Origin of the sequence: Corynebacterium minutissimum, from assembly GCF_016889765.1 — a bacterium.
Lineage (GTDB): Bacteria > Actinomycetota > Actinomycetes > Mycobacteriales > Mycobacteriaceae > Corynebacterium > Corynebacterium minutissimum_B.
On the sequence record NZ_CP069533.1, the window covers coordinates 351,466 to 377,771 of the forward strand.

General features: G+C 61.3%; 26 protein-coding genes and 1 riboswitch. Of the genes, 9 read left to right on the forward strand and 17 right to left on the reverse strand.

Annotated elements, in window-relative coordinates; genetic code table 11:
• Positions 1-40: 40 nt before the first annotated feature.
• Positions 41-1,147 (reverse strand): 23S rRNA (adenine(2503)-C(2))-methyltransferase RlmN, encoded by a 1,107-nt coding sequence (rlmN, locus tag I6J26_RS01620; protein WP_115024389.1) that lies wholly within the window; start codon positions 1,145-1,147, stop codon positions 41-43.
• A gap of 94 nt (positions 1,148-1,241) precedes the next feature.
• On the opposite strand from rlmN, the gene I6J26_RS01625 reads away from it, so the two are divergent.
• Positions 1,242-1,709: a LapA family protein gene (locus tag I6J26_RS01625; RefSeq protein WP_115022683.1), complete on the forward strand. Its 468-nt coding sequence runs from the start codon at positions 1,242-1,244 to the stop codon at positions 1,707-1,709.
• Positions 1,710-1,724: 15 nt separating this feature from the next.
• Here the strand turns inward: I6J26_RS01625 and I6J26_RS01630 are convergent, their stop codons facing one another.
• The 5 genes from I6J26_RS01630 to rpsB form a co-directional block, all read right to left on the reverse strand.
• Positions 1,725-2,579, reverse strand: a complete 855-nt coding sequence (locus I6J26_RS01630; protein ID WP_181815459.1) for a phosphatidate cytidylyltransferase — start codon at positions 2,577-2,579, stop codon at positions 1,725-1,727.
• Positions 2,580-2,723: 144 nt separating this feature from the next.
• On the reverse strand, positions 2,724-3,281 hold the full coding sequence (frr, locus tag I6J26_RS01635) for a ribosome recycling factor (RefSeq protein WP_039675919.1): 558 nt from the start codon (positions 3,279-3,281) through the stop codon (positions 2,724-2,726).
• A gap of 71 nt (positions 3,282-3,352) precedes the next feature.
• Positions 3,353-4,090 (reverse strand): UMP kinase, encoded by a 738-nt coding sequence (pyrH, locus tag I6J26_RS01640; protein WP_039675921.1) that lies wholly within the window; start codon positions 4,088-4,090, stop codon positions 3,353-3,355.
• 228 nt (positions 4,091-4,318) lie between these two features.
• Positions 4,319-5,131 (reverse strand): translation elongation factor Ts, encoded by an 813-nt coding sequence (tsf, locus tag I6J26_RS01645; protein WP_039675923.1) that lies wholly within the window; start codon positions 5,129-5,131, stop codon positions 4,319-4,321.
• Positions 5,132-5,376: 245 nt separating this feature from the next.
• Positions 5,377-6,204, reverse strand: a complete 828-nt coding sequence (rpsB, locus tag I6J26_RS01650) for a 30S ribosomal protein S2 (protein ID WP_039675925.1) — start codon at positions 6,202-6,204, stop codon at positions 5,377-5,379.
• Positions 6,205-6,635: 431 nt separating this feature from the next.
• On the opposite strand from rpsB, the gene I6J26_RS01655 reads away from it, so the two are divergent.
• Complete coding sequence (locus tag I6J26_RS01655; protein WP_115022686.1) at positions 6,636-7,154, forward strand: M23 family metallopeptidase; 519 nt, start codon at positions 6,636-6,638, stop codon at positions 7,152-7,154.
• Here the strand turns inward: I6J26_RS01655 and I6J26_RS01660 are convergent.
• From I6J26_RS01660 to rplS, 9 genes are all read right to left on the reverse strand, one after another.
• Positions 7,117-8,028, reverse strand: a complete 912-nt coding sequence (locus tag I6J26_RS01660) for a tyrosine recombinase XerC (RefSeq protein WP_115022688.1) — start codon at positions 8,026-8,028, stop codon at positions 7,117-7,119. The two genes, I6J26_RS01655 and I6J26_RS01660, sit on opposite strands and share 38 nt — an antisense overlap.
• Positions 8,029-8,043: 15 nt before the next feature.
• Complete coding sequence (gene dprA, locus I6J26_RS01665; RefSeq protein ID WP_115022691.1) at positions 8,044-9,222, reverse strand: DNA-processing protein DprA; 1,179 nt, start codon at positions 9,220-9,222, stop codon at positions 8,044-8,046.
• Positions 9,219-10,742 carry a YifB family Mg chelatase-like AAA ATPase gene (locus tag I6J26_RS01670; RefSeq protein WP_115022694.1) on the reverse strand — a complete coding sequence of 508 codons (1,524 nt, stop codon included), beginning with the start codon at positions 10,740-10,742 and terminating at the stop codon, positions 9,219-9,221. Before I6J26_RS01670 ends, dprA begins: the two co-directional genes overlap by 4 nt.
• Positions 10,729-11,154, reverse strand: coding sequence for a YraN family protein (locus tag I6J26_RS01675; RefSeq protein WP_115022696.1), 426 nt, complete (start codon positions 11,152-11,154; stop codon positions 10,729-10,731). Before I6J26_RS01675 ends, I6J26_RS01670 begins: the two co-directional genes overlap by 14 nt.
• A 202-nt stretch (positions 11,155-11,356) precedes the next feature.
• Positions 11,357-11,662 (reverse strand): DUF2469 domain-containing protein, encoded by a 306-nt coding sequence (locus I6J26_RS01680; protein WP_039675937.1) that lies wholly within the window; start codon positions 11,660-11,662, stop codon positions 11,357-11,359.
• A 91-nt stretch (positions 11,663-11,753) separates the two neighbouring features.
• Entirely contained in the window at positions 11,754-12,395 is a 642-nt protein-coding gene (locus I6J26_RS01685; protein ID WP_115022699.1) for a ribonuclease HII, read from the reverse strand.
• Positions 12,392-13,120 carry a signal peptidase I gene (lepB, locus tag I6J26_RS01690; protein WP_115022702.1) on the reverse strand — a complete coding sequence of 243 codons (729 nt, stop codon included), beginning with the start codon at positions 13,118-13,120 and terminating at the stop codon, positions 12,392-12,394. Before lepB (I6J26_RS01690) ends, I6J26_RS01685 begins: the two co-directional genes overlap by 4 nt.
• Complete coding sequence (gene lepB, locus I6J26_RS01695; RefSeq protein ID WP_115024393.1) at positions 13,098-13,793, reverse strand: signal peptidase I; 696 nt, start codon at positions 13,791-13,793, stop codon at positions 13,098-13,100. The genes lepB (I6J26_RS01690) and lepB (I6J26_RS01695) overlap by 23 nt, the downstream gene beginning before the upstream one ends.
• 293 nt (positions 13,794-14,086) lie before the next feature.
• Positions 14,087-14,431 (reverse strand): 50S ribosomal protein L19, encoded by a 345-nt coding sequence (gene rplS, locus I6J26_RS01700; protein WP_115022704.1) that lies wholly within the window; start codon positions 14,429-14,431, stop codon positions 14,087-14,089.
• Positions 14,432-14,605: 174 nt separating this feature from the next.
• Positions 14,606-14,720: riboswitch (TPP riboswitch) on the forward strand.
• Between rplS and thiC the strand changes: the two genes are divergently transcribed.
• The 6 genes from thiC to I6J26_RS01730 all read left to right on the forward strand — a co-directional run bounded on the left by thiC (position 14,716) and on the right by I6J26_RS01730 (position 20,376).
• Positions 14,716-16,518 (forward strand): phosphomethylpyrimidine synthase ThiC, encoded by a 1,803-nt coding sequence (gene thiC / locus I6J26_RS01705; RefSeq protein ID WP_115022707.1) that lies wholly within the window; start codon positions 14,716-14,718, stop codon positions 16,516-16,518. Its footprint overlaps the riboswitch before it by 5 nt.
• Complete coding sequence (locus tag I6J26_RS01710; RefSeq protein WP_115022710.1) at positions 16,511-17,161, forward strand: thiamine phosphate synthase; 651 nt, start codon at positions 16,511-16,513, stop codon at positions 17,159-17,161. The genes thiC and I6J26_RS01710 overlap by 8 nt, the downstream gene beginning before the upstream one ends.
• A complete protein-coding gene (gene thiO, locus I6J26_RS01715) occupies positions 17,158-18,303 on the forward strand; it encodes a glycine oxidase ThiO (RefSeq protein ID WP_115022712.1) in 1,146 nt (381 codons plus the stop codon). Before I6J26_RS01710 ends, thiO begins: the two co-directional genes overlap by 4 nt.
• Positions 18,300-18,497 carry a sulfur carrier protein ThiS gene (gene thiS, locus I6J26_RS01720; protein WP_039675948.1) on the forward strand — a complete coding sequence of 66 codons (198 nt, stop codon included), beginning with the start codon at positions 18,300-18,302 and terminating at the stop codon, positions 18,495-18,497. The genes thiO and thiS overlap by 4 nt, the downstream gene beginning before the upstream one ends.
• Positions 18,498-18,504: 7 nt before the next feature.
• The gene (locus tag I6J26_RS01725; RefSeq protein ID WP_115022715.1) at positions 18,505-19,284 is read left to right on the forward strand and encodes a thiazole synthase; all 780 of its coding nucleotides are present in this window, start codon (positions 18,505-18,507) and stop codon (positions 19,282-19,284) included.
• Between the two features lie 33 nt (positions 19,285-19,317).
• Positions 19,318-20,376 carry a ThiF family adenylyltransferase gene (locus I6J26_RS01730; protein WP_115022718.1) on the forward strand — a complete coding sequence of 353 codons (1,059 nt, stop codon included), beginning with the start codon at positions 19,318-19,320 and terminating at the stop codon, positions 20,374-20,376.
• Here I6J26_RS01730 and I6J26_RS01735 read toward each other — a convergent pair.
• Positions 20,373-22,538: a YhgE/Pip domain-containing protein gene (locus tag I6J26_RS01735; RefSeq protein WP_115022721.1), complete on the reverse strand. Its 2,166-nt coding sequence runs from the start codon at positions 22,536-22,538 to the stop codon at positions 20,373-20,375. The two genes, I6J26_RS01730 and I6J26_RS01735, sit on opposite strands and share 4 nt — an antisense overlap.
• A gap of 219 nt (positions 22,539-22,757) precedes the next feature.
• On the opposite strand from I6J26_RS01735, the gene I6J26_RS01740 reads away from it, so the two are divergent.
• Positions 22,758-23,828: an HNH endonuclease signature motif containing protein gene (locus I6J26_RS01740; protein WP_115022723.1), complete on the forward strand. Its 1,071-nt coding sequence runs from the start codon at positions 22,758-22,760 to the stop codon at positions 23,826-23,828.
• Positions 23,829-23,970: 142 nt separating this feature from the next.
• On the opposite strand, the gene I6J26_RS01745 is transcribed toward I6J26_RS01740, so the two are convergent.
• Entirely contained in the window at positions 23,971-26,265 is a 2,295-nt protein-coding gene (locus I6J26_RS01745) for a Tex family protein (RefSeq protein WP_115022725.1), read from the reverse strand.
• Positions 26,266-26,306 lie beyond the last annotated feature (41 nt).

The following is a 26,306-nucleotide window of genomic DNA, read 5'->3' on the forward strand; positions in this document are numbered from 1 at the left end:
CCTGCCGGGAAATGATTGTTAGGAAACTGTAAGCGGAGTGCTAAGCAGTTTCGCGTTCATCAGCGGCGAGCTGGCCACAGGCCGCGGCAATCTCATCGCCCTTGGTGTCACGCACCGTGCACGGCACACCTTGAGCAATGACGCGGCGCACAAACTCGTCCTGGCGGGCCTTAGGCGCTGCGTCCCACTCGGAGCCAGGAGTGGGGTTAAGCGGAATAACATTGACGTGGACCTTGGAACCGAGCGCTGCGTGCAACTTCTGCCCCAGCATATCTGCACGGAAGTCCTGGTCATTCTTGTCCCGAATAAGCGCGTACTCGATAGACACGCGGCGGCCAGATTTATCAGCGTAGTAGCGGGCAGCGTCGAGCACGTCATCAACCGGCCAGCGGTTATTAACCGGCACGAGGGTATCGCGCAATTCATCATCCGGGGTATGCAGGGAAACTGCCAGAGTGCAGGAGAGATCCTCATCGGCCAGCTTGCGAATAGCAGGAGCCAAGCCCACGGTGGAGACGGTGACGTTGCGCTGAGACAGGCCGAATCCAGCTAGGTCCTGTCCGGTGATCTGGCGGACTGCCTGGACGACGCGCTTGTAGTTCGCCAGCGGCTCTCCCATGCCCATGAACACCACGTTGCTCAGGCGGCCACCTTCTGCCTCCATGAGGCGTGCGGCGTGGCGGAACTGCTCCACAATTTCAGCCGTGGACAGGTTACGGTCTAGGCCGCCCTGGCCGGTAGCACAGAACGGACACGCCATGCCGCAACCAGCCTGGGAAGAAATGCACAGCGTAGCGCGGCCTGGGTAGCGCATCAGGACCGACTCCAACAGTGTGCCATCGTGCAGGCGCCACAGGGACTTGGTGGTTTCGCCATCATCTGTGGAGGTTTGGCGGATGGGCGTCATGAGCTCAGGGAAGAGCTTTTCTTGGACAGCATCGCGGGAAGCAGCCGGGATATCGGTCATCTCGGAAACATCGGCGGTGTAGTGAACGTAGTAGTGCTTGGCCAGCTGCTTTGCTCGGAACTTGGGCAGGCCAAGTTCGGCGAGCGCTTCAATGCGCTCGTCCTCGGTCAAGTCCGCGAAGTGCTTCGGGGGCAGCCCGCGACGCGGAGCGGAGAAGTTCAATTTCAGTGGTTCAGCCATGGTGAGGCCCATTTTTCCACGTTTTTGGCCACATTATCCAATCGAAGCTCCGCTGGAGTGGCGAAAGTGACATGTTGACCTATTTAATAGGTGTATGACGAATCCAGAACATAGCTCTGACAATCTCCGCTCAACCTCCGGCCCTTTCGCTGACAACGAACCGAGCACAAATTTCGACGCGCAGCCTGACAACACTGCCTACGAGACCACCCCGGATACCGCGGGGGCTGTCGAACCCGCCGGCACGACGACTGATAGCACTACTACGGCGACTTCCCCGGCAACGACCACGGACAAGAACAACGGCAAGGTTAAGGGCTCTTTTGCCGCCAGCACCTGGATTGCCCTCATCGTGGGCTTCTTGCTGCTTATTGTGCTCATTATCTTCATTCTGCAGAACCAGCACGAAGTACCGCTCAACTTCCTCAACTGGTCTGTCGAATTCCCGGCCGGCGTTACCTACCTCATCTGCGCCATTGCCGGTGCACTCATCATGGCGCTCGTCGGCGGCTGGCGTATGTTTGAGCTGCGCCGCCAGGTGCGCAAGCAGGCTCGACGCTAGGCGTCCGAGCACTCCCTAGGGGGTAAGGGTGGCCAGGAAACTCATGGCCACCCAGGTCACCATTGCTGACGGCAGCATGCCGTCGAGTCGGTCCATAAGGCCGCCGTGGCCCGGCAACAGGTCCGACATATCCTTGATACCCAGCTCGCGTTTGAATTGTGATTCCACGAGGTCACCCAGCGTGGCACAGAATACGAGCCCAAGGCCCATCAGTGCGCCAACCCACGGGGTATGGTGAAGCAAGAAAGCAAAGCACAACGCGCCGGTGACGGTACCAAACAGGACCGAACCAGCGAAGCCTTCCCAGGACTTCTTCGGGCTCACGGCAGGGGCCATGGGGTGCGAACCAAACATGACGCCCGCGATGAAGCCACCGGTATCTGACGCCACGACGCACAGCATGAAGACAACAATGGACGCCGCTCCGGATGCAAAAGGCGTCTCGACGCGGGAGAGCATCGCCGCGAACGTACCGAAAAGCGGAATCCACGTCAGAACGAAGATGCCCACGGACATATCGCGCAGATAGTTAATCGGCGGGCGGTGTCGCCCATTATGGAAAAGGCGCCCAAACATGAGGGCTAGCACGGCCACGACATAGACCGCTACGAGTCCCGGAGCGTTCAGGAACCACGAGACCCACACCATCGCCTGCCCTAAGACGATAAGCAGCGTGCGAGGCACGTAATAGGAGTGCTCGCGCAGGCGTGTCAGTACCTCCCACATGGCCACGCCAAGCGCTGCAGCGACCACCAAGTACCACACGAAGGGGCCTGCCCACACGGCGAAGACAACCAGCGCACCAAGTCCGACACCCACACCAATGGCAGCGGGCAGATCGCGGCCCGCATTGTTCTTCGGCTTGGGCATCCGGCGAGTGTGCCGTGAGTGCTCAGTGGTCACGCTAGCTCCTTCACACGTAATGGAATGTCATCGTGGGGTCCTACACAGAAAAATGCCGCCGTGCTGGTCGGTGCCTTGGCGCGGCGGCGGTTCGGAGTTCACAGCAGGAGGTTAGACCTCCATGAGCTCCTCTTCCTTGTTGGCGACGAGCTTGTCCACCTGCTCGATGTAGCCGGAAGTAATCTTTTCCATTTCCTTCTCTGCGGCGATAACCTCGTCCTCGCCAGCGTCGCCATCCTTCTGCAGTTTCTTGAGCTGCTCCATCGCCTTGCGGCGAATGTTGCGGATAGCAATCTTGCCATCTTCGCCCTTGCTCTTAGCCATCTTGACCATGTCGCGACGGCGCTCCTCCGTGAGCTGCGGAACAGTAACGCGCAGCACCTGACCGTCATTGGTCGGGTTTACGCCGAGATCCGAGTTGCGGATAGCGTTCTCAATCTCACCAATCATGGACTGCTCGTAGGGCTTGATAAGCAGCATGCGCGGCTCCGGGACAGAGATAGTGGACATCTGCGTAATCGGAGTCGGCACGCCGTAGTAATCCGCGACCAAACCGTTGAACATGGACGGGTTCGCGCGGCCGGTACGGATGGTGAGGAGCTGCTCGCGGGCATGCTCCACTGAGGCGGTCATGTGCTCTTCTGCTTCGAGCTGGATCTCGTCGATCATGAGGGTTTACAACTCCCTTGCAATAGTTAAAAGTTCTGGGAAAGAATCTAGCAGGTCGCGGCCGGTTTGTACTAAGACTGGACCAGCGTGCCGATCTTCTCACCATTAACGGCACGCTTAATGTTGCCGTCGGTGAGGAGGTTAAACACCAAGATCGGCATGTTGTTGTCCATGCACAGGCTGAATGCGGTGGCATCTGCTACCTTCAGGCCCTTCTCAATGACCTCACGCGGGGTGATTTCGGAGTACAGCTCAGCATCCGGGTTGGTGCGCGGGTCAGCGGAATATACGCCGTCCACGGCCTTGGCCAAGAAGAGCACCTCCGCCCCAATTTCGAGCGCGCGTTGTGCGGCAGTGGTGTCGGTGGAAAAGTACGGCATACCCATACCTGCGCCGAAGATGACGACGCGACCCTTCTCCAAGTGGCGGTCTGCACGCAGCGGCAGGTACGGCTCTGCTATCTGGGCCATGTTGATGGAGGTCTGCACGCGGCAGTCAATGCCTTGCTGCTTGAGGAAGTCCTGCAGCGCCAAGGAGTTCATGACGGTGCCCAGCATGCCCATGTAGTCAGAGCGTGCGCGGTCCATGCCACGCTGGGAGAGCTCAGCGCCACGGAAGAAGTTGCCACCGCCGATGACCACGGCAATTTCAGTACCCTGGTTTGCCACTTCAGCGATCTGACGTGCGACGTTTTCCACTACATCGGGGTCGATGCCAACCTTGCCTCCGCCAAACATCTCACCGCCCAGCTTCAGCATGACTCGCTTGTATCCGGTTCGCTTCGGTCCAGGGGTCGTCACGGCCTTCATCGTCTCCTTCACGCATGGCGGTGCTCCACATTGAGCATCCGAGTTGAGCACTTCACTTTTTCTGTTCCATCTTAACCATAGCTGCGTCCGTCATAAATATTCACCCACGGCTGTGCGTGAGCAGTGCTTGACGACGCCCCAAAACGCAAACGTCCCCCTCTCCTACCCCAATACATCGTGGGGAGGGAGAGGGGGACGGTAAGTCAGCGCGTCGCGCCTGAATGGCGTTTAGGCGCCTACCTCGTAGCGAACGAAGTTGGTGATGGTGGTGCCAGCCTCGTCAGCAACCTGCTTGACGGTCTTCTTGGAGTCAGACAGGGAAGCCTGCTCAAGCAGGACGACGGACTTGTAGAAGCCATTGAGGCGGCCTTCCACAATCTTCGGCAGCGCAGCCTCCGGCTTGCCCTCCTCGCGGGTGGTAGCCTCAGCGATTTCGCGCTCCTTCTCGACGACCTCAGCCGGAACATCCTCGCGAGTGAGGTACTCGGCGTTCATGGCAGCAATCTGCAGGGCTACTGCGTGTGCGCCCTCAGCGTTGCCCTCGTAGGACACGAGAACGCCCACTGCCGGCGGCAGATCAGCGGAACGCTGGTGCAGGTAGACAGCAACGTTGTCGCCCTCGATGGTGACTGCGCGGCGTGCCTGCAGCTTCTCACCGGTCTTTGCGGACTCTTCGTCGACGACCTCAGAAACCTTCTTGCCATCGATCTCGAGGTTGTTGAGCTCCTCGCCGGAGTTAACCTTGGCCTCGCCAGCAGCCTCAGCAATCTTGGCAGCGAAGGACTTGAAGGCCTCGTTCTTAGCCACGAAGTCGGTCTCGCAGTTGATCTCGACCATGGTGTTGCCGGACACGGCAATCAGACCCTCGGTAGCCTCGCGCTCAGCACGCTTGGACACGTTCTTTGCACCCTTGATGCGCAGGTACTCGACAGCCTTGTCGTAGTCACCCTGGGACTCGTCGAGAGCCTTCTTGCAATCGAGCATGCCGGCGCCGGTGGCCTCACGCAGTGCCTTAACGTCTGCAGCAGTGTAGTTCGCCATAGTTGGAGCGTTCCTCCTTGGAATTAAACGGTATTCGATGAAACAGCGTAGCTGAATCGCTTCCACCACGTCGCGTTGAGGGGGTGTTAGTGATTCTCAACTCCCCCGCGAGGGTAACGCGCACGACACCGCAGTGCCTGTTGACGGCGTGGTGGCGTGTCACGCGCCATGATGAGGCGCGTGAGAAAAAGCCCCCATCGCCGCGGGTCTGTATGTACCGCGCGGTGCGGGGGCTTTTAGGCAGTTTACTCTGCGGACTTCTCGGCGTCCTCAGCCTTCTCGGCGGAGGCCGGGTCGGAAGCAGCGGCAGCCTCAGCGGCGTCGCGAGCGTCCTTCTCAGCGGAATCGCCGGCAGCTTCCTTAGCCTGAGCAAGCTGGCGCTCTTCGCGAGCCTTCTTGCCCTCTTCCACTGCGGTAGCGATGATGCCGGACAGCAGCTTGGTGGCGCGGATAGCATCGTCGTTGCCCGGGATCGGGAAGTTGACCTCATCCGGGTCGCAGTTGGTATCCAGGATGGCAACAACCGGGATGTTGAGCTTGTGGGCTTCCTTGACCGCGATGTGCTCCTTGTTGGTGTCAACGATCCACAGTGCGGACGGAGCCTTGGTCATGTCGGAGATGCCGCCCAGGACGCGCTCGAGCTTAACGCGCTCGCGGGTAAGCATGAGAACTTCCTTCTTGGTGCGGCCCTTGTAGCCGTCCTCTGCAGCGTCCATAGCCTGCAGTTCCTTCATGCGCTTCAGGCGCTTGGACACGGTCTGGAAGTTGGTGAGCATACCGCCCAGCCAGCGGTGGTTGACGTACGGCATGCCAACGCGGGTTGCCTCTTCGGCAACAGCTTCCTGAGCCTGCTTCTTGGTACCAACGAAGAGGATGGTGCCGCCGTGTGCGACGGTCTCCTTAACGAACTCGAAGGCCTCATCGATGTAGGTCAGCGTCTGCTGCAGGTCAATGATGTAGATGCCGTTACGGTCGGTGAAGATGTAGCGCTTCATCTTCGGGTTCCAGCGACGGGTCTGGTGACCGAAGTGGACACCAGCGTCGAGGAGCTCGCGCATGGTTACAACTGCCATGATTCGCTCGCTTTCTATACGTTGTTTCGGTTTTGCAAAAATTGTGCGGTATTTTATCCCGCACCCTAGCAACGAAGGCCCAAGTCAACACCCCGACTCAACGGGGACCACGTCAACCACAGACTGTCTCTTCCTTAACCCAGGAAGCGACGACTTCGCCGCGCGTAGTCAATCCAGAGTTTCTCTCTTCATGCGCCGCGAGCACTAGGCCCGAAAGACAGCACGAGAGCAGTAAACACAGACTGCTAAAGGCCAGCTTAGTACTGCACACACAAGGATTCCAAAACGACAGACCCTAAACTCACAAGGACTTTGTTGACAGCTTCAGCCAACTTTCCCACTACTGAAACACGCGTTTCTTCCTTAACAGGTTATCCACACCTCACTTTCTCCCCCTTCCCACGACAATCTCAAGCATCAATGCTGGAATCATGCAGCACCGCCCTCACATCACCACTGTTCTTGCGGCCGTGGCCGTCTTAGCTCATATTGCCTTAGCCGCTGTTCCGCAGGCTCTGCCTTACGTCGATCCGACGACCGGTTTCCCCGCGGCCACTCAGGTATTGCGAGGATTCGAGCCTCCCGAGCAGCGCTGGCTATCTGGTCATCGCGGTGTCGATTTGGCCCTCCCCGTAGGCGGCTCTGTGCGCGCGGCCGGGGATGGCGTGGTGCACTTCGCTGGTTCGGTCGCTGGTAAACCCGTGGTATCCATCAAGCATGACGACGGGATTCGCACGACCTATCAACCTGTCTTTGCGAGAGTCAAAAAAGGTGACCACGTCACAGAGGGAGACATCATTGGCACGCTGGCGCCGTCCGTCGACGGCTATCCGGGACTCCACTGGGGTGCCGTGGAAGGACGTGAGGACTACATCGACCCATTAGGGCTATTGGGCGAACCCGTCATCCGGCTCAAGCCCGTGGATGGGAACGCGCGTAGACGTCCTTAAGCCTCTGCGCTGAGACGTGGGTATAGACCTGCGTGGTCTGCAGCGAAGAGTGTCCTAATAGCTCTTGGACCATACGAAGGTCAGCGCCGCCTTCTAATAAATGCGTGGCGGCCGAGTGCCGAAGTCCGTGCGGGGTCAGACCCGACTCTCCTGTTACTTGTGCGGCGCGGTCCACAACTCGTCGCACTTGGCGGGCATCAATACGGCCGCCCCGAGTCCCCACAAACACCGCCTCCGTGTCACCCGCTAGCTGTCCGCGCCCAGAACTCAACCACGCTTCAAGCGCCTCTGCAGCTGCTGCCCCAAAGGGCACAACCCGTTGTTTATTTCCCTTACCGGTTACGCGCGCGGTTCGGCGCGCGAGGTCAACATCGCCAATATCGAGCCCGACAAGTTCCGCGACACGTACTCCCGTGGCGTAGAGGAATTCCAGCATGGCACTGTCACGCAGGAAGTGAACCTCATCGGTCGACACCACATTGCCCATGAGCTCACCGGCGGCAGTGGGTGACATGACGGTCGGCAGGTGCTTGCCTACCTTTGGCGTAACGAGGCGTTGAGCCACATCAGTGGCGAGATAACCTTCACGTGCCGCCCACGTCGAAAATGCGCGCAGTGACGCGGTGCGCCGAGCCAGCGTGGACCGAGACTTCCCTTCCTCGACTGCGCGTGCCAGCCACGCGCGCAGCGCAGTCAACGTGAAGGAGGCAAAGTCAGGCACGCTGTCACTCAGCAAGCGCAGGTCTGAGCAGTATCCGCGAACGGTGGCGGATGAGCGGCCACGGACAACACGCTGGTGTTCAGCGAAGTCCTCTATTGCTTCCTCCAGCTGCGCCCCGACGCGCCGCCCACCGTTTTCACTTGCGCCACTCATAACTCAAGAGTGTACTCACGTACGCTGCCATAGCGCTCCAGTACGGCTTATCACCCCCATCTTCTGCATCGCCACCAGCAGGTGCACTGTCAAGGCCACGCGCATTCCTGCCGCCGCGGCAATGTCTTCGGCGCTCGCTCCTTCATCCGCGGTTTCAGGAGGCGTGGAGTCATACACCTTGAGCTCGTTTCGAGAAAGCCGCTGGACCGCTGTGGGCTGGAATTCCAACTCGTATTGTCCCGCCGCGTCCACGGCACCGACTTGGCCAACCAAGCCTCGTACCTCATCAGCAGAAGCCACCAATTGCGCGCGACCTTCCTGGATACGCTGGTGACAGCCCAATGAACCCGACGTTGTTATCGGCCCCGGAACCGCCATAGCTACCCTGCCCAGAGCTTCCGCCCAGTTCAAGGTGTTGAGCGCGCCCGATCTGAAACCGGCCTCCACGACCACAGTGCCCGCCGTCATTGCTGCCACCAGCCGGTTACGAGAAAGAAATCGAAAGCGCTGCGGCCGGGTTCCCGGCGCGAACTCCGAAACAACGCAGCCTGACGCGGCAATCTTCTCAAAGAGCTGTGCGTTGCGCGCCGGATAGGAAATGTCGATGCCGCAGGCGGCCACCGCCACTGTCTGGCCGCCTGCGTCCAAGGCGCTTTCGTGAACAGCGGTGTCCACACCAACCGCGCCGCCAGAGACAACTGTCCACTGGTGTGTGGCTAAGCCACCTGCTAATAATCGGCTTGCTTCCCAGCCGTAGCGGCTAACTGCACGGGTGCCGACCAGAGCAACAGACTGCGCTACGGCCTCACGCAGATTACCGCCGCGTACCCACAAACTATGGGGAGGGACGGCTTGGTCATCGAAGGTGGCGGGTGCATCGACAAGCCCCTGTTGATAGAAACCGAAAGCACTGGAGAACTCCTCGCCCGGCCATTCATTGTCGTCTGGGGTAATCAACCTCGCCCCAACTGCTTCCGCGGCAGCTAGGTCTTCGTCTTGACGCAACCAGTCACGCCGCGAAGCCGTGGACTGGCGCAACGGACCAATCCAGTCCTCTCCCCTATAAATGCCGTGAGCAATCTCTTCTGCGGGGTAGTGAGTGAGCAATCCATGCAGCACAGGTGAGGGTCCCTCCACCACGCGGTTGAGATAGGCCCAAGTGTGCTGGAGTGTCGATAGATTGAGCTCACTCATGCCGCCAACCTTTCGATTGTCCCCGCGCCACGCAGGTCAAGGGCCCGGCTAACGTGGTCGAGGTCTGGGCGGCCGGTGCCGTCGAGATCCGCCAATGTCCAGGCCAATCGCAGTACTCGGTCCACGCCGCGTTGGCTCAGCTCTCCTTCAGCCAAGTAGGCTGCCAGCATGATCATGGCGGATTCAGCTGCGGGACGATGACGCCGCAGATACGAGGCCGGAACAGCGCCATTATTCACCACTCCCAGACCGTCGTTCTCCCATCGAGTGGTCATGCGTTCACGGGCTTCGGCTACGCGCTGTGCAATAACAGCAGAGGTTTCCTCGCCTTCGGCATTGAGCACTGCGGACTGGCCGGACAAGGAGACGATAATGTCGAGGCGATCACGCAAGGGACCTGACAGATTGGAGAGATAGTTCATCCGGTCCACGGACCTGCATTCACACCGTGCTGGATCTTCAGTACCGCAGCGGCAGGGGTTCGCCGCGAGCACCAGCTGAAAACGCGCAGGGAATGTGACCTCCCGGCGCGCCCGGGCCAAACGCACCTGCCCTTCTTCCAACGGTGCGCGAAGGCCGTCCAACACCTGGGCAGGTACCTCACTAACTTCATCCAGGAAGAGAACCCCGTGGTGAGCTAGGCTCACAGCGCCCGGCCGCGGGCGGCCCGAGCCGCCGCCAATAAGCGCGGCTCTGGTCACTGAGGCATGCGGGGCGATAAAGGGGGCCCGGGAAATGACTGTCCCCACTGAGCCTGCCACCGAATGAATAGCGGTAGCTTCAACTGACTGGTCGGTAGTCAACCGCGGCAGAATGCTGGGCAAGCGGGAGGCAATCATGGACTTTCCAGACCCAGGTGGTCCGACCATCATGACGTGATGTCCGCCGGCTGCCGCGACCTCTGCTGCCCACTTAGCTTCCTTCTGGCCGGCCACTTCGCTGAAGTCGGCTGGCTCTTCGCGCAGCGCTACGACGTCGCGTGCAACAAGCTCCGCTGCGGCAAGACAATCGCTGCCACAAGCCCAGGCAAAAGCATCCCACAGTGTCTCCGCGACAAGGACCCGCATACCCGGCACAAGTGCTGCTTCAGCCGCATTGCCGGGAGGGATGATGAGCGTGTCATAGCCTTGTGAACGCGCTGCCAGAAGCGCGGGGATGATGCCAGATACTGGACGCACGCGGCCATCAAGTCCCAGCTCCCCCAGCACGATAGTCCCGGTGAGCCGGTTATTGTCCGGCTGTCCCGCTGCCAGAATGGCAAGTGCCATGGGCAAGTCGAAATGGGCTCCAGCCTTGGGCAGCGACGCCGGGGACATCGACACCACGACTTTGGTCTTGGGCCAGGGCAAGTGAGAGTTGCTCACCGCTGTGCGGATGCGGTCGCGCGACTCAGAAATCGCGGCATCGCCCAAGCCCACCACGTGTACTCCCGGGAGTCCTGGCCCGACATTGGCCTCCACCTCAACGACTTTGGCAAGTACGCCATCAAGTGCAATCGTGTCGCACCTACCGAGAGCCATGCTCCACCCCCTGAAAGTACTCCACATCGAAGTCAGCGCCGGATTGCACAAGGCCGAGGACGTCAAAGCGGACGTCGGAAAGCGGCTTGCCATCCAACCAGTAGGCGGCAGCCTTGCGCAGGCGCTGCAGTTTGCGCTTCGTCACTGCCTCTGCAACTCCGTAATTGCGGGTAGCACGGGTCTTAACCTCGACGAAGACAATTGTTCCATCCCGCTCGCGCACAACGAGATCTATCTCCCCTACGGAGTACTGCACGTTCGCAGCTATTACTTGGCTGCCGCGTGCCCGGTAGAAGTCGGCGGCGAATTTTTCACCCGCACGCCCTAAGGCGTCTTGGGGGCGGATGGTCTGGCCCGCAGCGGGCGTAGTCAGTGTCCCTGTGCGAGTAGATGATGCTGAAGGTCTGGTCATGGAGGTGCTCCTTGGAATGGTCGTGCTTTCTACACGCCGCAAGCACGACACAAGCCCAGTCCTCGTGCCGTGGACCTCACGGCACTATCCAGAACACCTCAGGTACCTAGCTCCTGACGAGGGGTCTGCAGCCCCACACGGCATATTTGTGGATAACGAGTCCGGGGTCACCCCACCCCCTCAGGGTTATCCACAGCCTGGGCTAGTCCGGAAGCACAAAGTCCGGCTTGTCCAGCTCCTCGATGTTGACGTCCTTGTAGGTGATAACGCGGACGTAGCGCACGAAACGTGCGGAGCGATACATATCCCAGACCCACGCATCCGACATGCGCACCTCGTAATAGACATCAGGTCCAGACGTGTGTGGGATAAGTTCGACGGCGTTGGCCAGGTAAAACCTGCGTTCGGTCTCCACCACATAGGAGAATTGGCTGACCACATCGCGGTACTCGCGGTACAGCGACAGCTCGACTTCAGCCTCGTAGTTATCGAGTTCCTCAGCGCTCACGGTGTGCTTCTCCTTCGCTCACGTCTCCGGTGGTTGTCACGTGTTGTGACAGAACGTGCCTCAGCTTACTTCCCACACAGCGCTGACGTGCTCAGGCGCGCGCAAGGAAGTCCGCATGAGCGCCAGCAACATTGCGATAACTCATCCGGTGTTCCGGTGTTGCCCCCAAAAGAGCAATAGCCTCCTGGTGCGCGACGGTGCCATATCCCTTGTGACTGCCCAGCCCGTAGCCCGGGTAGCGCTGCTCAAGTTCCGCCATGAGACGGTCCCGGGAAACCTTGGCCAAGATACTCGCTGCTGCTATACATCGCGCTGCGGTATCACCACCGACGATCGGCAACTGCGGGGAAGGGATGCCGGGGACTCGGAGGGCGTCGGTAAGCACATAGCCCGGACGGACCTCCAACTGCGCCACCGCGCGGCGCATCCCGGACACATTGGCGTGTTGGATCCCAAACGTGTCGATGTCACGAGCCTCAATGTGCACCACGGACCAAGCTAGAGACCGTCGTTTAATGATCGGTTCCAACTGGGCACGTGCAACAGGGCTCAGTTTCTTGGAATCATCAAGACGCTCGAGCCCCGGAAGGATACGTTCCGGAAGGATGCAGGCAGCAATGGTCACCGGCCCACAGCAGGCCCCTCGCCCAGCTTCATCCACGCCCGCTACCGGACCTAGGCCCGCTTTTGTTAACGCCACCTCATACGTCCGCTTTTGCTTCAGCCGCCTCATAGCTCTGGATGGTCGATAGGATGCGCGCGGCTCACCGGCAGAACCACGGCTTCGACTTTGCCACGCACATTCTCGACGGGGATGGTGCCCTGCAGCTTATCGCCCAGATGCGCGCGGGAGTCGAGGGAATTGGTGCGGTTATCCCCCATAACCCACAGGTGCCCGTCCGGTACCGTAACCGGACCAAAGTAGGCACCGCCGCACGCTTGTGAGGCCCCGCTACTATCGATGGGAATCTCTGGAGGGTCAAGGACAAAATCCTGGCTCGTTGCATGCCCGTCGACCATGACGGCAGGATCGCCTTCCTCGCAGGACACGGTCTGCCCGCCGGTGGCAATGACACGTTTGACCAGGATGTTGTCACCGTTGGGCACCAGCCCCACCACAGCACCAAGGTTTTGCAGCCCACGCACGACAACGTTGCGGGAACGTGCGACGTCAAACGAGGTATTCCACGAATCTGGTCCGGAAAAGACCACGACGTCTCCCGGTTGCGGGTCAGAGAAATAGTAGCTGACCTTCTGCACGACGATGCGGTCGTTCGCGCACCCAGGGCAGCCATGCAGGGTCGGTTCCATAGATGACGACGGGATAAGGTACATCCGCCCCACAAAGGCTTGGATGAGAGCCAACACAGCAAAGGTCACCGCAAGCGCCCACAGCACATCACGTGTGCGCAGGCGCGTGGCTTCCGGGCTGGGGCTAGGACTGGATGTCCGGGTCATCGACCCCACCGATACGGTTGAAGGGGAAGAAGACGAACATGACCTTGCCGCGCACGTTCTCCAGGGGGATGGTGCCCTGGTACTCATCCTGCATGTGGTAGCGCGAGTCCGCCGATGCCGTGCGGTTATCACCCATCACCCAGATATTGCCTTCCGGTACGGTCACCGGACCAAAGTAAGCACCGCCGCAGGCATAGGAACCGGTAGTTTCGTCCACCTGGTAGGTGGGCGGGTCCTGAACATAGTCCTGCTCAATGGGCTTGCCATCTACCATGACGGCTGGGTCGCCCTCCTGGCAGGACACAGTCTGCCCACCGGTAGCGATGACGCGCTTGACCAAGGTGTTTTCATCCGGCGGGGTAAGCGAGACATAGCTCAAAGCATCCTGAATACGGTGAATCACCGGGTTATCCGAGCGCGGGGATTGCCAGTTGGTATCCCAATCCTCGGTGCCCTTGAAGACCACAACATCACCCGGCTCTGGGGTTTTGTCACCGTAATAGGAGACCTTCTCGGTGAAAATACGGTCATTGTTGCAGCCGGCACAGCCATGCAGGGTCGGCTCCATCGAACCCGAAGGGATGACGTACTGGCGGCCCACAAAGTTCTGGAACACACCGACCACCGCGAGTACGCAGACCACGACGATGACGGTCTCCAGGAACCACGGCATCTGCTTCTTTTCTTTCTCCTGCTCCTTCGCAGGCAGTGCAGTGCTTGGCGACGTCCCCCCTACCGCCGCATCCACGTTCTTCTCTGCGCCCTGCTCACCGCTGGTGACACCGTCAGTGAGATTCTCAGAGACACCTTCAGTCATGTCCTTGTCTTTATCCACGCGCTAAATCCTAGCAATGTGCAACGACATCCTCGGTATGTGGCTCGGCAGGAGCAGCGTTGTAAAGCACAAAGCCCTCCGCCTTACCCATGAGAAACGGTGGGAAGCGGAGGGCTACTGAGCAGCTAGAACTAGCGACGCTCCTTGATGCGGGCCTTCTTGCCGCGCAGGTCGCGCAGGTAGTACAGCTTGGCGCGGCGAACGCGGCCGCGGCGAACTACCTCGATGGAGGCGATGTTCGGGGAGTGAACCGGGAAGGTACGCTCCACACCGATGCCGAAGGAGACCTTGCGGACGGTGAAGGTCTCGCGGATGCCGTCGCCCTGGCGGCGGATGCAGACGCCCTTGAAGAGCTGGGTACGCTCGGTGCTGCCCTCGATAACCTTGACGTTGACGTCGAGAGTGTCGCCCGGGCGGAAGGACGGGATATCGTCACGCAGCTGTGCTGCGTCAACCTTGTCAATGAGGTTTGCCATTGAATGCTTTCCTTTTCAGTTTAAGACAGAGGACCCTAGCGCTACTTTTCGGTAGCTGACCGGTTCGTGCCTGTTACATAGAACAACGTCATCTTTCCATACCTCACCCCCACCGGCCAAATTGTTCCAAACGCCTGACACGGCTGGGATTTACCCTCTATGGTGGGAAACGCACTGATACCCCACGGGTGCCCACGGGAAGTGGGCTGAGAGTGGCGCTGACACCGCGCCTGCACCGTTCGAACCTGTCTGGTTAGCACCAGCGAAGGAAGAGAGGAGCAGCCATGACGGCTACCCATACCCCTATCCAGTCCTCCGACTCCGGGGAGATCCACCCCAAGCACTCCTACTCCCCCATCCGGGAGAAGGGCCTTGAGGTGCCTGAGACGGAAATCCAGCTGGATGATTCCCCCACCGGCCCCAACGAGCCTTTCCGCGTCTACCGCACCCGTGGCCCGGAGTGTGAACCTGAGGTAGGCCTTCCGGCACTGCGCGCAGAGTGGATTGCCGAGCGCGGCGATGTGGAGTCCTATGAGGGCCGCGCCCGCAACTTGGCCGATGACGGACGCTCCGCTGAGCGCCGCGGTGCTGCTTCCCAGGAGTGGAAGGGCGAGCGGCGCCAGCCTCTGCGCGCGAAGGAAGGCAAGCGCGTCACCCAGATGCACTACGCACGCCAGGGCATCATCACCAAGGAGATGGAGTTCGTGGCCCTGCGTGAGCACTGCGAGCCGGAGTTTGTTCGCTCCGAAATCGCGCGCGGGCGTGCCATCCTGCCTAACAACGTCAACCACCCGGAGTCTGAGCCGATGATTATCGGCCGCAAGTTCCTCACCAAGATCAACGCCAACATCGGCAACTCCGCGGTAACGTCCTCCATCGCTGAGGAAGTCTCCAAGCTGCGCTGGGCCACGCGCTGGGGCGCGGACACGGTCATGGACCTTTCCACCGGCGATGACATCCACACCACCCGCGAGTGGATTCTGCGCAACTCTCCCGTCCCGATCGGAACCGTGCCCATCTACCAGGCCCTGGAGAAGGTGAACGGCGTGGCGGAGGACCTCACCTGGGAAATTTTCCGTGATACCGTCATCGAGCAATGCGAGCAGGGCGTGGACTACATGACCATCCACGCCGGTGTGCTGCTGCCTTACGTGCCACTGACCACGGACCGCGTGACGGGCATTGTCTCCCGCGGTGGTTCCATCATGGCGGGCTGGTGCCTGGCACACCACAAGGAGTCCTTCCTCTATGAAAACTTCGACGAGCTCTGCGAGATTTTCGCGCGCTACGACGTCGCTTTCTCCCTTGGCGATGGTCTGCGCCCGGGTTCGCTGGCGGACGCCAACGACACTGCCCAGTTCGCTGAGCTCAAGACTATCGGCGAGCTCACCCGGCGCGCCTGGGAGTATGACGTCCAGGTCATGGTGGAAGGCCCGGGCCACGTGCCGCTCAACATGATTCAGGAAAACAACGAACTGGAGCAAGACTGGGCTTCTGATGCTCCCTTCTACACGCTGGGCCCACTAGTCACTGATATCGCGCCGGGCTATGACCACATCACCTCCGCCATCGGTGCGGCGAACATCGCCATGGGAGGTACGGCCATGCTGTGCTACGTCACCCCGAAGGAGCACCTGGGCCTGCCTAACCGTGACGACGTCAAGACCGGTGTCATTACATACAAGTTGGCTGCCCATGCTGCCGACGTGGCCAAGGGCCACCCGGGTGCACGCGCTTGGGATGATGCGATGAGTAAGGCCCGCTTCGAGTTCCGCTGGCACGATCAGTTCGCGCTCTCGCTGGACCCGGACACCGCGCAGGCCTACCACGATGAGACCTTGCCCGCGGAGCCGGCGAAGACCGCGCATTTCTGCTCGATGTGCGGCCCGAAGTTCTGCTCGATGCGTATCAGTCAGGATATTCGCGATACCTTCTCCGATTCCCTCGGCATGCCCAGCTTCCCGGGCCAAGGCTCCGTCGATCCTGACGTTATCGCTGCTGCCCGCGCAGGTGAGGAGCGCAAGTCGAAGGAGTTTAAGGCGCAGGGTTCGCAGCTGTACCACGAGGAAGACGGCGTCAATGCCTGATCTTCGCTGTTACTTCGTCACGGGCGCAGGCTCGCATGCGGACGTCGTTCGCATCGCGACTGCCGCAGCGCGCGGCGGGGCGGGGGTCGTGCAGGTACGTTCTAAGCCGATTTCTGCCCGCGACCTCTACCTGTTGGGCCGCGACGTGGCGCGTGCGGTGGCACAGGCCAATCCAGAAACGCGTGTGCTTATCGACGACCGCGTGGACGTCGCCCTCGCCCTACGCCACGACGGCGAAGCAATCCACGGCGTGCACCTTGGTCAAGACGATCTGCCCGTGGCAGCCGCCCGCGCACTGTTAGGGCCAGAGGCGATCATCGGGCTAACCACGGGCACCCGCGAGCTTGTCGCGGCCGCCAACGAGGTGGCTGAGTATATTGACTACATCGGTTGCGGCCCCTTCCGTGCCACCCCAACGAAGAACTCCGGCCGCCCGCCGCTGGGTCTGGGCGCCTACCCGGAACTGGTGAAGCTCTCCCGCGTTCCCCTCGTGGCCATCGGGGATGTCACCGCTAACGATGCTGCGGACTTGGCTGCGACCGGCGTGGCCGGCCTAGCTGTCGTGCGCGGCATCATGCATGCCGATGACCCAGAAGCCTACTGCCGCGAGCTGTTGTCCGGCTTCGATGAAGGTACGCGATGAGTACCGCCACTGATTCTTCCGTCATCATTGTCGGCGCAGGTGTAGTGGGCCTAGCCACCGCAGTGGAGCTGGCTTCCCGGGGTCACGAGGTCACCGTGCTGGATCCTGCGCCGGCTTCCGGAGCCACGCACTTCGCCGGAGGAATGCTCGCCCCCACTGCAGAGGTGGTGTACCAGCAGGATCCGCTCTTTCCCTTGATGCGCGCCTCCGGCGAGTGGTACCCGGAACTTATCGATCTGGTGGCATCCCACACGGAGGTTCCCACCGGCTACCGTGATGAAGGCACCTTCGTCGTCGCCGCTGACCGGGCGGATGCCCAGCACCTTGTTGAGCTGGCTGACTATCAATCTCTCCACGACATGGAGGTCGAGCGCATCACCGTACGCGAGGCGCGCCGCGCCGAACCGCTTCTTTCCCCGCGTCTCGCCGCTGCCGTGAGCATCCCCGGTGATACCCAGGTTTTTCCCCGCCAGTGGGCCGCTTCGCTGCTGAGCGCAGCCCAAGAACTCGGCGTGCGTTTCTTTCGTACGGCAGCGCAGTCGGTTGATGCCGCTAGAGGCGTGGTCAGCACTCCCGCTGGTAACTTCCACGCCGATGACGTCGTTCTGGCTGCTGGCCTGGGCACCCGCGACGTCGACTGGGCACGCTCGGCGGGATTAGAACGCTCTCCCCTCCAACTACGCCCAGTGTACGGCGACATCGTGCGCCTGCGCGTGCCAGAGCACCTGCAGCCGCTGCTTAACCGGGTCGTCCGCGGCTTCGTGGAGGACCGCCCCATCTACCTCATCCCTCGAGCCGATGGCACCTTGGCCGTTGGCGCTACCACCCGCGAGGATACTCTCACCACGGCCCAGGCCGGCGGGGTCTACGCACTGCTTCGCGACGCCATCCGCATCCTCCCCGCCGTCGAGGAGTGCGAGTTCCTCGAGGCCAGCGCAGGTGCTCGTCCCGGCACGCCGGATGACTTGCCTTATCTTGGCCGCGTCAGCGACCGGCTCGTCATCTCTACCGGCTATTTCCGCCACGGCATCCTGCTCACGGCCCTGGCCGCGCGCTGTACCCGCGAGCTCATCGACGGCAGCGATCCTAGTATCGATCTCACTGCCTGCAATCCCCTTCGACACCGCAAGGAGCAACAATGATCCTCACTCTCAACGGCCAGCCCTATGACACGGCGGCCAGCACCGTTGCCCAACTGCTGGAGGAAAAAGGCATTGCTGCCGACGGCACCGCGGTAGCCGTCGCCGAACAGGTCGTGCCCCGCTCACAATGGCAAGACACCCCACTTACCGAAGGTGCTGACGTGGAAATCCTCACCGCAGTACAGGGAGGCTAGAAGCTACATGCTCACTATTGCCAATACCACCTTTTCCTCGCACCTCATCATGGGCACCGGTGGTGCCACCAGCCACGAGGCCCTCGAGCGCGCGCTGGTCGCCTCCGGAACCGAACTGACCACCGTGGCCATGCGCCGCCACGCCGGCACCAGTGACGGTGAAAGTATCTTTGAACTGCTGCGCCGTCTCAACATCGCGCCGTTGCCCAATACCGCCGGCTGCCGCACCGCGCGCGAGGCAGTCCTCACCGCCCGCATGGCCCGCGAGGCGCTGGGCACCTCGTGGGTGAAGGTAGAGGTCATCGCCGATGAACACACGCTACTGCCCGATGTCGTAGAGACCCTCGACGCCACCGAGCTGCTCAGCGCCGAAGGATTTACCGTGCTGGCCTATACCAGCGACGACCCCGTGGCAGCCCAGCGCCTCGAGGATGCAGGCGCCGCGGCAGTCATGCCGCTCGGCGCCCCCATCGGCACCGGCTTGGGCATCCTCAACCCGCACAACCTCGAGCTCATCTGTTCGCGCGCCTCGGTGCCCGTGCTTGTCGACGCCGGCATCGGCACCGCCTCCGATGCCACCCTCGCCATGGAGCTGGGCTGCTCCGGCGTGCTGCTGGCCAGCGCGGTCAACCGTTGCCAGAACCCGGAAGCCATGGCCACCGCCATGCGCCACGCCGTCGAAGCAGGTCGCCTTGCACGCAGCGCTGGGCGCATCCCGCAGCGCGAACACGCCCAGGCCTCCTCCACCTTCGAGGGTCTGGCCAACTGGGCTGATCAGGTCCTGTAGCCCACCACCGCCCCTTGTAGAAGGACTGCCATCATGCTCAGCGAGACCGAACTCGCCCGGACCGCGCGCCAACGCCTCTTGCCCGGCTTCGGCGACGTCGCCCAAGAACGACTCAATTCCGCGCACGTGCTCGTCGTGGGCGCCGGCGGGCTCGGTTGCCCCGCCCTTCAGCAGCTGGCTGCCGCAGGAATTGGCCGCATCACGCTCATTGATTCCGATACCGTCGACATCAGTAACCTGCACAGGCAGGTGTTGTTTGGTGCGGGGGACGTCGGCAAGCCCAAGGCGGAGGTCGCAGCCGCACGCGCCCGTGAACTCGCCCCCGAGCTCACCATCACCGCGCTTCAGGAGCGCCTCGATTCCTCTAACGTCCTCGAGTTGTGCGCTGCCGCTGACCTCGTCCTCGATGGCTCCGATACCTTCGACACGAAATACCTCGTCGCCGATGCCTGCGAGCTCACCTCCACCCCACTGGCCTGGGGGACCGTGCTGCGCTATGGCGGGCAGGCCGCCCTGTGGCACTCCGGCCCCAATTGCGCTGACGGGCGCGGGGTGGGCCTGCGCGATCTCTTCCCCTCCCCGCCCACAGGTGAGTCCCTCGAGTGCTCGACAGCTGGGGTTCTCGGGGCCACGACGTCGGTCATTGCCGGACTGATGGCCACCGCAGCCCTCGCCACGCTCGGCGCGCTCCCCGAACATCGAGACATGGTCGGGCGCGTGACCTCCTACGACGCTCTCCCCGGCAGCTTCCGCTCGCTGCGCGTGGGCGCCGACCCAGACCGTCCACTCGTAACTGAATTGTCCGGCCAGCACACCTTGCCGCCGGAGCTTCGCGAGGGCCACGCCGCCCTCCTCGACATTTCCGAACACCCCAGCCTCACTGCGGCCGCGGTGTCACTTCCTTGGCATACCGTCATAGATGAGGACTCTGTGCGCCGCGCACTCGCCTCCTGCAACTCAGACTTGGTGTACGTGGCCTGCCCCTCCGGCGGGCGCAGCACCGGATTTTCCTTGCGCTACGCCGACCTCGCCTCCGAAATGGGCATCGAGCTGCGCAACCTCCCCGGCGGGCTCGGCGCGTACAGCTTCTAGGCGCTCGCCGCGACCTTCGGGCGGAAGAGGTGCTCATCCAGGATGCGAGCCGTGCCGTGGTGGCGGGCTCGGAAGACCACGCAGGAGGCCACCAGCGCCAACGCGGTCACGATGAACAGAACGGCGATACCCGCCCAGAAGGTTCCATCGTGGATACCGTCGGTAGCTCGGGTAAAGGCATTCTTCGCATAGGACATCGGGTGGAAAGGATGCAGCAGACTCAGCGGGCGTGGAATGGCAGCTACCGGCCACACACCGCCAAAGACCATGATTCCGAGGGCAAAGGCGCCGACGGAAAAGATTGCTCCAATCTTGCGGCCGAAGGTGACGAGGAAGAATTGATACGTCGCCGCACCGACCGCAGCGATCGCAGCAATAACGAGAAGCATCATCGGCCAGCTGGCTGGGGACCACCCCACCGTGGCCGACATGAAAGCCATGAAGCCCAGAACCAGGAAGTTGAGACCTGCCACCACACCAAACGCTGCCAGGACGCCACGAACCGGACTGGACGCGGCCCCACTGCGCCGCCCCAGATAGTACGGCAGCGTCATCGCTAGGAGCAGCATAACGAGGAAGCCAAAGACCAGCACGAAGAGCATCGATGCTCCGCCCGTAATGTTCTTGTGCGTCGGGTCGATCGGGTTAACCACAGTCTGCACCGGATGAATATTGGACGAGGTGAAGTTAATGGGCACCGCCATGTTTTGTGCAGAGGTATCTGGTTGGCTGATGGAGGGAGCCTTCGCGGCGCCATCGGCCAGCTTGGTGGCTAGTTCGTTGGAGCCTTCCTTGAGCTGGTCCATACCTGCCTTCAACTCTGTGCCACCGGCCGCCAACTGGCTTGTGCCATCCTTGAGCGTGCCTGTGCCCCCATGAAGACGAGAAGCACCATCGTGGAGCTGCACGGCACCACTGCTGAGCTCACCCACACCGTTGCGCAGTTCGTGTGTTCCTCCGGCCAGACGGTGGGCACCGTCGTTCAGCGCCGTCATACCGCCCAAGTATTCCGAGTTCGGGTCGGACAAGTTGTAATAAAGCTGGCCAGTTCCGGCGGACAACTTCTCTAACTGGGCCACCATATTGCCGCTCGTTGCCGGGTCGAGCTTGGACACCAAAGAATACAACTGCTCGGCCTGCTCGGTCATGCCGAGGCTGCGGAGGACGTCGACAAGCTGCAGCAGTGCCGGTGCAACTGCCTGAGCCTGCTTGAGAAGCGGAATAAGCATGCCCGTGAGCTGATTAACACCACCATCAATCTGGCCTGCACCATCAGCAAGGCGCCCCGTGCCAGCGAGCAGTTTATCCGAGCCGTCGGCAAGCTGTGCTGCACCATCATCCAATTGCGCGGCGCCAGCACTCAAGCGCCCCACACCATCATTAAGCCGGGTCGTGCCATCCAGAAGCTGGCCCGTACCGTTATTGAGTTCCGTCGCACCGGAGTCGAGTTTGGCAATGCCCTCGACCGCGCGGCCGCCGCCTTCTTGTAACTTGCCCGCACCCTCGTCCAAGCGCCCTGCGCCTTCCGCCGCCGTTCCCAAGCCATCACTAAGCTTGTTGAGTCCCTCAATGACCTGGTCGGCATATTTCTTGGAAATCGCGTTCTCCACGCTGGTCTGCACCTGCGGGATGAGGCTCGACGAAATCACCGAGCCATTCGTGCCGTAATAGTCATTGGTGGCGAAGTGAATCTCCGGCTTGACCGGTTTCTCACTAATAATCGTCACGGCCTGCTCAGAGAAATTCTTCGGAATGGTCACGACCATGAGGTACTTACCTTTAAGCAGGCCCTCATCCCCATCGCCCTTGCTGACCTCGGCGAAATTGAGGTACTCCGTTTCCATGAGGCCTTCGACGACCTGATCACCGTAGTTGGTGTACTTGCCTTGCTTCTCGACGCCCACATCCTCATTGACCACCGCCAAGTCAATATTGCGCATGTACTTCGAGGGATCCCACATGGCCCACATCATGGTGCCGGCAACGACAATGGGTGCGACGAGCAGAAAAACAATCAGAACGCGCGACAGTGTGCTCCTCGGCCGCCAGTCCAGAACGCGGTGCCACCCCATCGCCTCGCTACTGTCAGCTCTCCCGTCCGACTTTGTCGGCGAAGCATCATTCGCTGCATACGCAGTACTCGTTTTAGTCGCTTGGCTCATTCCTGTCTCCTCATGGTGATAATTCAGGTCCGCTGTCAGCCGTCTTTCCAGGCATTTCCGCCGAAAGACCCGACGTGAGCGAGGCCACTATATCGTTTGTTTCAACAAACATACCACCGGTCGAGTTACTGGCGTGCACTTACGAGCATTCGTTGTATACATGTCGCGTGCTCCCCCTCCGGTTGCGGGGTTTCCTGGGGTGCTTTAGGGTTCTGGGGCATGGGGGATTTAGAAACCTATTTCTCCTACCGCAACTCGGGGATCACACTGGTGGAGCAAGCGGTAGGAGGCGAGAAACGTTTACGCGCACTCGGCGCTTCGCTAGCCGATGCCACCGAACTAGCACGCCTGAACCACATTTACTTCGGCGCCACGAAATTCACGGGTAAACAACGCGCCGCCCGCCACCGGGCCGCAGAGCAAGGCCACGACTTAGCCACGCTCAGCCTCATTGAGTCCTACACCAAGAAGCTAAAAAATCAGCTGCATGCCTGGAACCTACGCCTCAAGCTTGCCGGCACCCCAGCACCAAACATCCCCGCCGTAGCAGCCAAGCGCTTAAAAGAACTCAAGCCTAAACGTGTGCCGAAACCTGGGGTGCGCATGACCTACCGCTCGGAAGGCCCGCATTCACTCACGATTACCGATGACCCCATGACCGTCACCGAAATGCGCGGCGTTCTAGAATCTCTCAACCAGAACAATCTGTCGGAGGCAGCCAAGCACGTCTTCTTCAAGAAGTCCCACGGCGGAACCAAACCCGCCGTATTCACCAGCGTGGTTGTCACCTTGGATAAGCTCGACAAGATTATCTCCGGCGACGGTGACGACATCATCCTCGAGCTCACCAACGGTGGCCGGATGACCGGCACGCAGTTTTTGAACTACAAGTTTGCTGAGATCGGCTACGTCACCCTCATCCACCCCACCATCGGGCCGGTATGGCTGCACCGCATGAAACGCCTCGCCGGGTTTGAGCAGCGCATCATGGCCAGTGCTGAGCACCCGACCTGTGCCAGGAAAGGTTGTAATAAACCGGCTGATTATGCCCACGTGCATCACCTGGTGCCGTGGAAAGCAGGCGGGACTACCGACCCGCCGAATCTAACCATGTTGTGTGCCTACCACAACGGTATTAACGATGACGACCCGGAGAAACCCACCGGAGCCGGCTACGTCTTCCGATTACGCGGAGAGGTGGACTACATCCCGCCCTGGGGAGAACCAATCACCGCCCAAGCGGCGTATCAAGCAGCCCAACAAGCTAACACCGGACCACCTGACGGCTAAACCGCCAGACGCCACCAAGGACACGCACCACCACGCGGACGCCCCCACAGGGCCTCCGCGGCGTTGGCGATCCCGCAGAACACTCCAGCCCTGTCATACGTATAAACCCCCGACCGTTTGATCGATCGGGGGTTTAGCCCGGTTAGAAGCCGGCCTTCTTCAGGGCGTCAGCCATGGAGCCGCTGCCGCGGTCGGAGCGTCCACCGCGACGAGCCGAAGTGCGGCGAGGGTTCTTTCCACCCGAGCGGCCACCACCTTCGTTCCCGTTGCGGCGCTTGGGGGCTGGTTGGCCGGGTTCATCGTCAAGCCGCAGCGACAGGCCAATGCGCTGGCGCTCCACGTCGACTTCCATGACCTTGACCTTCACCACCTGGCCCGAACGGACCACGTCATGCGGATCGGAGACGAACGAGTGGCTCATGGCGGAAACGTGAACGAGGCCATCCTGGTGCACTCCCACATCGATAAACGCGCCGAAGGCCGCCACGTTCGTCACGGTGCCCTCCAGAATCATACCCGGTTTCAAGTCCGAGACCTTGTCCACGCCTTCCTTGAAGGTAGCGGTCTTAAACTCTGGGCGCGGGTCGCGGCCGGGCTTGTCCAGCTCCGCGATGATGTCCGTAACGGTTGGCACACCAAAGGTCTCGTCAGCGAAGTCAGATGGTGCAAGCTTGGCGAGCACCCGAGAATTACCGATGAGTTCCGACACTCCCAAGCCAGTCTTCTCTGCGATGCGCGCCACCACCGGGTAGGCCTCCGGGTGAACGGCCGAGGCGTCGAGCGGATCCTTGCCACCGTTGATACGCAGGAAGCCTGCCGCCTGCTCAAAGGCCTTCGGCCCCAAGCGCGGCACCTTCTTCAGCTCTTTGCGCGAAGCAAACATCCCGTTCTCGTCGCGGTAGGCCACGATGTTGGCGGCAATCGTGGAATTCACGCCGGCCACGCGCTCCAGCAACGGGGCTGATGCCGTATTAAGGTCCACGCCAACGCCATTGACGGCATCCTCCACCACGCCGTCGAGGGTGCGGGCAAGCGCCACCTGGTTGACGTCGTGCTGGTACTGCCCCACGCCAATCGCCTTCGGGTCAATCTTCACCAGCTCCGCCAGCGGGTCCTGCAGGCGGCGTGCGATCGACACTGCGCCGCGCAGGGAAACGTCCATCTCGGGGAATTCGTCAGCCGCCAGCTGCGAGGCCGAGTAGACGGACGCGCCTGCCTCGGACACCACCACCGGCGTGGGGCGCGCACCGCCGGCCCGCGCAATAAGGTCCGCGACTTCACCTGCGAGCTTCTCCGTCTCACGCGAAGCGGTGCCGTTGCCAATCGCCATGAGGTCCACCGAATGAGCAGCGCTTAGCGACGCCAACTCCCTCACCGCCTCCGCCCACTTCTGCTGTGGCTGGTGCGGGTACACGATGGTGGTGGCAAGGACCTTGCCCGTTGGGTCGACCACCGCGCACTTGACGCCATTGCGGTAGCCGGGGTCTAAGCCCAGGGTGGCGCGCTGGCCGGCTGGAGCGGCCAAGAGCACGTCGCGCAGGTTGGTGGCGAAGACCTTGAGAGCGCCTTCCTCGGCCTTTTCCTTGAGGCGCATGCGCACGTCGAGGCCCGAGGAGATAGAGAGTTTGGTGCGCCAGCCCCAGCGGACGGCGTCGGCAAGCCAGCGTGAGCTGGCAACGTCGAGGTCGAAGCGTTCTGCAATCATGCCCTCGTACATGGCGTCCTCGCCAGCATCGAGGTTGATCTGCAGCACGCCCTCATTCTCACCGCGCAACAGCGCCAGGATACGGTGCGAAGGCAATTTCTCAAAGGGTTCAGAAAATTCGAAGTAGTCTTTAAACTTCGCTCCCTCTGCCTCTTTACCTTCCACCACGCCGGCGTTCATGGAACCGCTAGAGTACATGCGCTCGCGCACCTCACCAACGAGGTCGGCATCCAGCGCGAAACGGTCGATGAGGATCGACCGTGCGCCGTCGAGAGCCTTCTTGGTGTCTTCAAACCCCTCGGTGAGGTACTCCCCCGCCAACTCGGCCGGATCCGCCGAGGGGTTCTCAATGAGCTTATCCGTAAGCGGCTCGAGGCCCGCCTCGCGCGCGATATCCGCCTTAGTCTTGCGGCGCTTCTTGTACGGCAGGTACAGGTCTTCCAGGCGGGCCTTGGTCTCACAGGCCACGATGAGCGCGCGCAGCTCCTCGGTCAGCTTGCCTTGCTCCTCAATCGCGGCGAGCACCACTTCCTTGCGCTCCTCCAGTTCCCGAAGGTAGGTCGAGCGTTCCTCGATAATGCGCAGCTGCGAGTCATCCAACCCGCCGGTGGCTTCTTTGCGGTAGCGGGCGATGAACGGAACGGTATTTCCCTCCGCCATGAGCTTGAGGGCGGCGTCAACGAACTGTTCTTTCACGCCCAGCTCGCCGGCGATGGTGGCTGCGATATTCACAAAACCTCTTTGTATGGGTCGGGGACTTAAGACCTTCCCAC